Source organism: Dyella flagellata, assembly GCF_030160275.1.
Lineage (GTDB): Bacteria > Pseudomonadota > Gammaproteobacteria > Xanthomonadales > Rhodanobacteraceae > Dyella_B > Dyella_B flagellata.
This window is the reverse complement of record NZ_BSOA01000003.1, coordinates 321,843-327,917: the sequence shown is the minus strand read 5'-3', so window position 1 is coordinate 327,917 and position 6,075 is coordinate 321,843. Positions and strand designations below refer to the sequence as shown.

The 6,075-nt window shown below is 61.3% G+C and carries 5 protein-coding genes; 1 reads left to right on the top strand and 4 read right to left on the bottom strand.

The window, feature by feature from the left end:
• Positions 1–144 precede the first annotated feature (144 nt).
• Together QQJ96_RS03055 and QQJ96_RS03050 are read right to left on the bottom strand one after the other, a co-directional pair.
• Positions 145–1,041 (bottom strand): DnaJ C-terminal domain-containing protein, encoded by an 897-nt coding sequence (locus QQJ96_RS03055; protein WP_284330467.1) that lies wholly within the window; start codon positions 1,039–1,041, stop codon positions 145–147.
• A 150-nt stretch (positions 1,042–1,191) separates the two neighbouring features.
• A complete protein-coding gene (locus QQJ96_RS03050) occupies positions 1,192–1,641 on the bottom strand; it encodes an Hsp20/alpha crystallin family protein (RefSeq protein WP_284330466.1) in 450 nt (149 codons plus the stop codon).
• A gap of 136 nt (positions 1,642–1,777) precedes the next feature.
• Between QQJ96_RS03050 and QQJ96_RS03045 the strand changes: the two genes are divergently transcribed.
• Positions 1,778–2,263 (top strand): peroxiredoxin, encoded by a 486-nt coding sequence (locus QQJ96_RS03045; RefSeq protein ID WP_284330464.1) that lies wholly within the window; start codon positions 1,778–1,780, stop codon positions 2,261–2,263.
• 81 nt (positions 2,264–2,344) lie between these two features.
• Here QQJ96_RS03045 and QQJ96_RS03040 read toward each other — a convergent pair whose 3' ends face one another.
• Positions 2,345–3,169, bottom strand: coding sequence for a hypothetical protein (locus QQJ96_RS03040; RefSeq protein WP_284330462.1), 825 nt, complete (start codon positions 3,167–3,169; stop codon positions 2,345–2,347).
• A gap of 268 nt (positions 3,170–3,437) precedes the next feature.
• The gene (gene gyrA / locus QQJ96_RS03035; protein ID WP_284330461.1) at positions 3,438–6,047 is read right to left on the bottom strand and encodes a DNA gyrase subunit A; all 2,610 of its coding nucleotides are present in this window, start codon (positions 6,045–6,047) and stop codon (positions 3,438–3,440) included.
• Positions 6,048–6,075: the final 28 nt, after the last annotated feature.

Below are 6,075 nucleotides of genomic sequence, written 5' to 3'. Positions count from 1 at the left end.
AGACGGGGTGACGTCCAGAAGGCCCGCAGGCCGTGCCCCGCGGCTTGAACAGACGGCCAGTCTGTCCTGTGCCGCGCGACACACCCTGCGGGCCTTCTGGACGTCATGCCGGGTGCGCGGAATAGGTCAGAGCGTCCCTAAAACCTACTGTCGCGGATCGTAGTGCGTGAACTGCATTTGCAAGGCCTCGAAGGCCTGGCGCTGGGCATCGCTCTCCACCAGCGGCACCCTGATCGACACCTCCACCAGTTGATCGCCTGGCGTCTGCCCCGGCAAGCCCCGCCCTTTCAAGCGCAGCTTGCGGCCCGACTGCGTCCCGGCGGGAATGCGCAAGTCCACCGTGCCCGCCAGGGTCGGCACTGCTACGGTGGCCCCCAGGGCCGCCTCCCAGGGGCTGAGCGCCAGGACGTGCAGCACATTGCGACCGTCCAGCTTGAAGCGCGCATCATCGCGAATACCCACCTCCAGCAGCAGGTCGCCGCCCGGACCGCCGCCCGCGCCGGGGTGTCCCTGGCCGCCAAGGCGAATCACCTGGCCCGGCTGGATGCCGGCAGGGATCTTCACCTCCAGCACGCGTTCATGGCCGCTGCCGTCGTCCAGGTTCAGGCGCGTGCGGCCGCCATTGAAGGCGGTCTGCAGGTCGATCTGCACGTGCGCACGCACATCGCGGCCACGACGTGCACGCGGCGCATGACGCCCGCCGCCGGCGCGGCCGAACAGGCTTTCGAAAAAATCGCTGAAATCGCCGTCACCGACGTCGCCGAAGTCGAAACCCTGACCCTGCCCCCAATTCGGCGGCGGACGAAACTGCTCGCCCGGTCGATATCCGCCGGCGCGCAGCTGGTCGTAGGCGCGGCGCTTTTCGGGATCGCGCAGCACTTCGTTGGCTTCGTTGATCGCCTTGAATTTCTCTTCCGCGCCGGCTTCCTTGTTCTTGTCCGGGTGATATTTGCGCGCAAGCTTGCGAAAAGCCGCCTTGATGTCGGCCTCGCTGGCGTCGGATTTGACGCCCAGGACTTCGTAATAGTCTTTGAATTCCACTGCCACTCCTCAAACAAGATAAGTCGAGCGACCCCACGCCGCGCCTGCCCGACGCTCATGTCCGACCCCAACACGTCGCCCCCAACACAAATGGCCCGCCGCGGATCATGGTCCGCGGCGAGCCGTCTATGCAACATCGAGCAAGTTTACTTACTGCGTGTTGATGGTAATCCGGCGTGGCGCTTTCTCCGCCTTCTTCGGTATCACGATTTCCAGCACGCCGTGCTTGCCGGTGGCGCTGATGTTGTCGGCGTCCGCGCTGTCGGGCAAGGCAAAACGACGATGGAAGCTGCCGTGTGCACGCTCAACGCGCGTAAAGCGGCCTGCTTGTTCCTGCTTTTCGAGCGTGCGCTCGCCCTTGATGGCAAGTATGCCTTTTTCCATGCTCACTTCGATGCTGGCTGGATCCACGCCCGGTATATCGGCAAAAATCACGAAACGCTGTTCTTCTTCCTTGATGTCCACGCGCGGCGCCCACTGGCTGGTCACCACGCTGGAACCATCACTTTCCTCGCCGTGGAAGTAGCGTTCGAACAAATGACGCACGTCAGCCGGGAACGCGCTGCGGGCGCTCCAGAGATGGCTACGACTGGAATTCATGGCTGTTTCCTCGATAAAGTTGCGGTATTTCCCGCTTGACAGCCAAATAAGTTCCTGCCGGCAGAGTTTCAAGGCGACAAGCCACCCGCCCCGACGGTAGCATTCCGGCCGTTGCCACCGCTTCAGCGAGTTCGCCATGACCATCCAGATCGGACAGCCCTTGCCTGACTTCGAAATCGCCGTCATCGACGACGGCGCCGACATTCAGCGCACCACCACCGCGCCGCTTTTCAGCGGCCGAAACGCTGTGCTGTTCGGTGTACCCGGCGCCTTTACCCCAACCTGCTCGGGACGTCATCTACCGGGCTACGTCAAGCACTTTGACGATTTCAAAGCCCGTGGCGTGGACGTGTACTGCATGGCGGTGAACGACGCCTTTGTGATGAAAGCCTGGGCTCTATCGCAGAATGTACCCGCCGGTCTGAAGCTGCTTGCGGACGGAAACGGCGGCTTCACGCGGGCGCTGGGACTGGAAATGGACGGCAGCGCCTATGGCATGGGCATGCGCTCACGCCGCTTTGCGCTGTATGCCGAAAACGGCGTGGTGAAGCAGCTCCATATCGAAAGCCCAGGCGAGCTGCGCGTGAGCACCGCCGAAGCGATGCTCTCCGCCATACCGTAGGCTGGGATGACAATCCCAGCATCGCGATGCGGCGTGCACGGCAATGCTGGGATTACCATCCCAGCCTACTTGCTCTTGGTGTTACTGAAACACGGCTACCTGTCCGTAGTCATTTCGACAGAAAGCGGGGATACAGCCGTTCACTACGGTTGGATAGAAGCCTGCAACGGAGCCCGACCAACAGTTGACGGCCATCTCCAGTACACCGGTTTGGCCTGGAACGACGGCATCGGTTTGGAAGGCCACACATCTATTCATCACAGTTAGTCGCCCGGTTGCCATGCCAGCTTTGGTCGAGCCATAAAATGCTCTCCCGTACACAGTAAAATTCTGGTTGGTTATCGTTGATGTATTAGGTGCAGCCGGGTTGACGTAATCGGATGTGACTGGTGCGAATGGATTCGAAGGTTCGCCACTTTTCTCCGTCTCGGACTCCTTAAGTACACCACCTTCAATTGAGCCGGCTCTTGGAAGGTACTTCGATGCCTTGGAGTTGGGGGACGGTCCTTTGCAGCCAGCCCCATTCAAAGTGCCCGGGCCGATAATGAGACCACCGTTGTCGTTGCTGATGTCGATACCCCCCAGCTTCTGGCAAAGTTTCTGCCGGTAGAGATCCGCCTCTTCCGGTTGCCTTCCCGGCACAAGACGAAAATTACCGTCCTGGGTGCGCTCCAAGACCTGGCCGATGACGATTTGCTTGCCAGCTTCGTCCAGGCTGTCAACTTTTACCGACCGGTAGATCAAGGTTCTGCCGTCAGGTTCCAGGCTTTCACGATAATCGACAATCGCATCCGGATTGAGCGCGCCCAACGCTTGCGGTGAGGGCGTCGTATTTTGCCCCCTGGCCATACATGCCAGCGGGATGAACATCAGGCCTGGCAGGATGATACTCGCGTGCTTTTTCATCACTTAGCCTCCGTCAGTTTCGCAAACGGCCGCAACGCAGCAGACCGAAGATCGGTTAGCGGCGCTCGCGGTCGTTGTTGGAGGCTAGCGTTGCCCTATCGGCGCAGCATATGGGTATGCGTCGCGTCCCCGTATCGGGGAATGCGTACACAGCGCGTAGGCTGGGATGACAATCCCAGCTTTGCCATGTTTGCCATAACGTGATGCTGGGATTGTCATCCCAGCCTACGCAAAGATTCCCGCAGACTAAGGTGTATCTACGGCGGGCTTATTCGCCCGCCGGTTCTGCGCCCTCGTCCGAGCCGTTCGGTGCAAGCGGAGCCCCTTCCAGGACTTCGGCCTCGTCACCGTTGCTTTCGTCCGCGTCCACACGCACTACGCTGACCAGGGACTCCTCGGCAGGCAGGCGAATCAACGTCACGCCCTGCGTGTTGCGGCCCAGTTGCGAAATTTCCATCGCACGAGTGCGCACCAGGGTACCCTGGTTGGAAATCAGGATCACTTCGTGCGTGTCGGCTAACTGAGTGGCGGCGACCAGGGCGCCGTTGCGTTCTGAGCACTGGATGCCGATCACGCCTTGGGTGCCGCGACCCTTCTTCGGGAATTCAGCCAGTTCGGTGCGCTTGCCGTAACCGCGCTCGGTAGCGGTGAGAATGTCGCCTTCCTGCGCCACTACCAGCGATACTAGCTTCGCTTCGTCGGTAAGCTTCATGCCGCGCACGCCGGTGGCGGTACGGCCCATCGGGCGCACTTCGCTTTCATCGAAGCGCACGACCTTGCCGTTCGATGCGAACAGCAAGACGTCGCTGTTGCCGTCGGTCATCACCACACCGACCAACGCATCGCTGTCCTCCAGGTTGATGGCGATCTTGCCCTTCTGCAACTGGTATTCGAACTCGGTCAGCGGCGTCTTCTTCACCGTGCCTTGCGCGGTGGCGAAGAACACGTAGCGATCGGCGCTGTACTCGTGCACCGGCAGCACCGCCTGCACCTTCTCGCCCTCGCCCAGCGGCAGCAGGTTCACCATCGGCTTGCCGCGCGCGTTCGGGCCCGCCTCCGGCATCTGGTAGACCTTGAGCCAGTACACGCGACCGGTGCTGGTGAAAGTGAGCAGCGTATCGTGCGTGTTCACCACCCACAGCTGCTCGACAAAATCTTCTTCCTTCAATGCCGAGGCGGAACGTCCCTTGCCGCCGCGGCGCTGGGCGCGATAGATGCTGATCGGCTGGCGCTTCACGTAGCCGGCATGCGACAGCGTAACCACCACGTCTTCCGGCGCAATCAGGTCGAGCACGTTGAGATCTTCCTGCGAAGGCTGGATCTCGGTGCGGCGCTCGTCGCCGAATTCGTTCTTGATCCCTTCGAGTTCTTCGCGGATCAGGGCGAGCAAGCGAACGGGATCTTCGAGGATCAGGATCAGGCCGCGAATGGTTTCCAGAATCTCGCGGTATTCGTCGGAAAGTTTTTCCTGCTCCAGGCCGGTCAGGCGATTCAGGCGCATGGCAAGGATTTCCTGCGCCTGCGTATCGGACAGCTGATAGCCGTCCGGCTTATAGCCATCACGCGGGTCCAGGTCTTCCGGCCGCGAAGCTTCCGCGCCTGCCGCAGCCAGCAGCGAGGCGACCATGCCCGGCTCCCACTTGCGCGCCAGCATGCGCTCCTTCGCTTCCTGCGGCGAGGCCGAAGTCTTGATCAGCTCGATCATCTCGTCGATGTTGGCGAGCGCGACGGTGAGACCTTCCAGGAGGTGCGCGCGGGCACGCGCCTTGCGCAGTTCGAAAATCGTGCGCCGAGTCACCACTTCACGGCGATGGCGAATGAACGCTTCGAGAATTTCCTTGAGGTTGAGCGTACGCGGCTGGCCATCGACCAGCGCCACCATGTTGATGCCGAAGGTCACCTGCAGCTGCGTCTGCTGGAACAGGTTGTTGAGCACCACGTCGGCCATCGCATCGCGACGGATTTCGATCACGATGCGCATGCCGTCCTTGTCGGATTCGTCGCGCAGCTCCGAGATGCCCTCGACGCGCTTTTCCTTCACCAGCTCGGCGATCTTCTCGATCAGGCGCGCCTTGTTCACCTGGTACGGCAGCTCGTGGACGAGGATCGTCTCGCGGCCGTTGGATTCGGTTTCGATCTCGGTACGCGCACGCACCAGGATGCGCCCGCGACCGGTGCGGTAGGCCTCGACGATGCCGGCCGCGCCGTTGATGATGCCGGCGGTGGGGAAATCCGGACCCTTGACGTAGCCCATCAGGTCGTCGATCGACAGCGACGGATCGTCTACCAGCGCAATGGTAGCGGCGATCACCTCACTCAGATTGTGCGGCGGGACGTTCGTCGCCATGCCCACTGCGATACCGGCGGAGCCGTTGATCAGCAGATTGGGAACACGCGTGGGCAGAACCGACGGCTCGAGTTCCTTCTCGTCGTAGTTCGGCACGAAATCGACGGTTTCCTTGTCGATATCCGCCAGCAGGTCGGCGGACAGGCGCTCCATACGGCATTCGGTGTAACGCATCGCCGCGGCGGCATCGCCGTCGATCGAGCCGAAGTTGCCTTGCCCGTCGACCAACGGATAGCGCAGCGAGAAATCCTGGGCCATGCGCACCAGCGCATCGTAGATCGAGGCGTCGCCGTGCGGATGGAATTTACCCATCACGTCACCGACGATGCGCGCGCACTTCACATAGGGGCGATTCCAAACGTTGTTGGCCTCGTACATGCCGAACAACACGCGGCGGTGTACGGGCTTCAAGCCATCGCGAACATCCGGGAGGGCGCGTCCCACGATCACGCTCATGGCGTAATCGAGGTAGCTCTGGCGCATTTCGTCTTCGATATTGACGCGAATGACTTCTTTGGCGAGATCTGCCATCAATCGGCTTCCCTGGTAGCGAATAAGA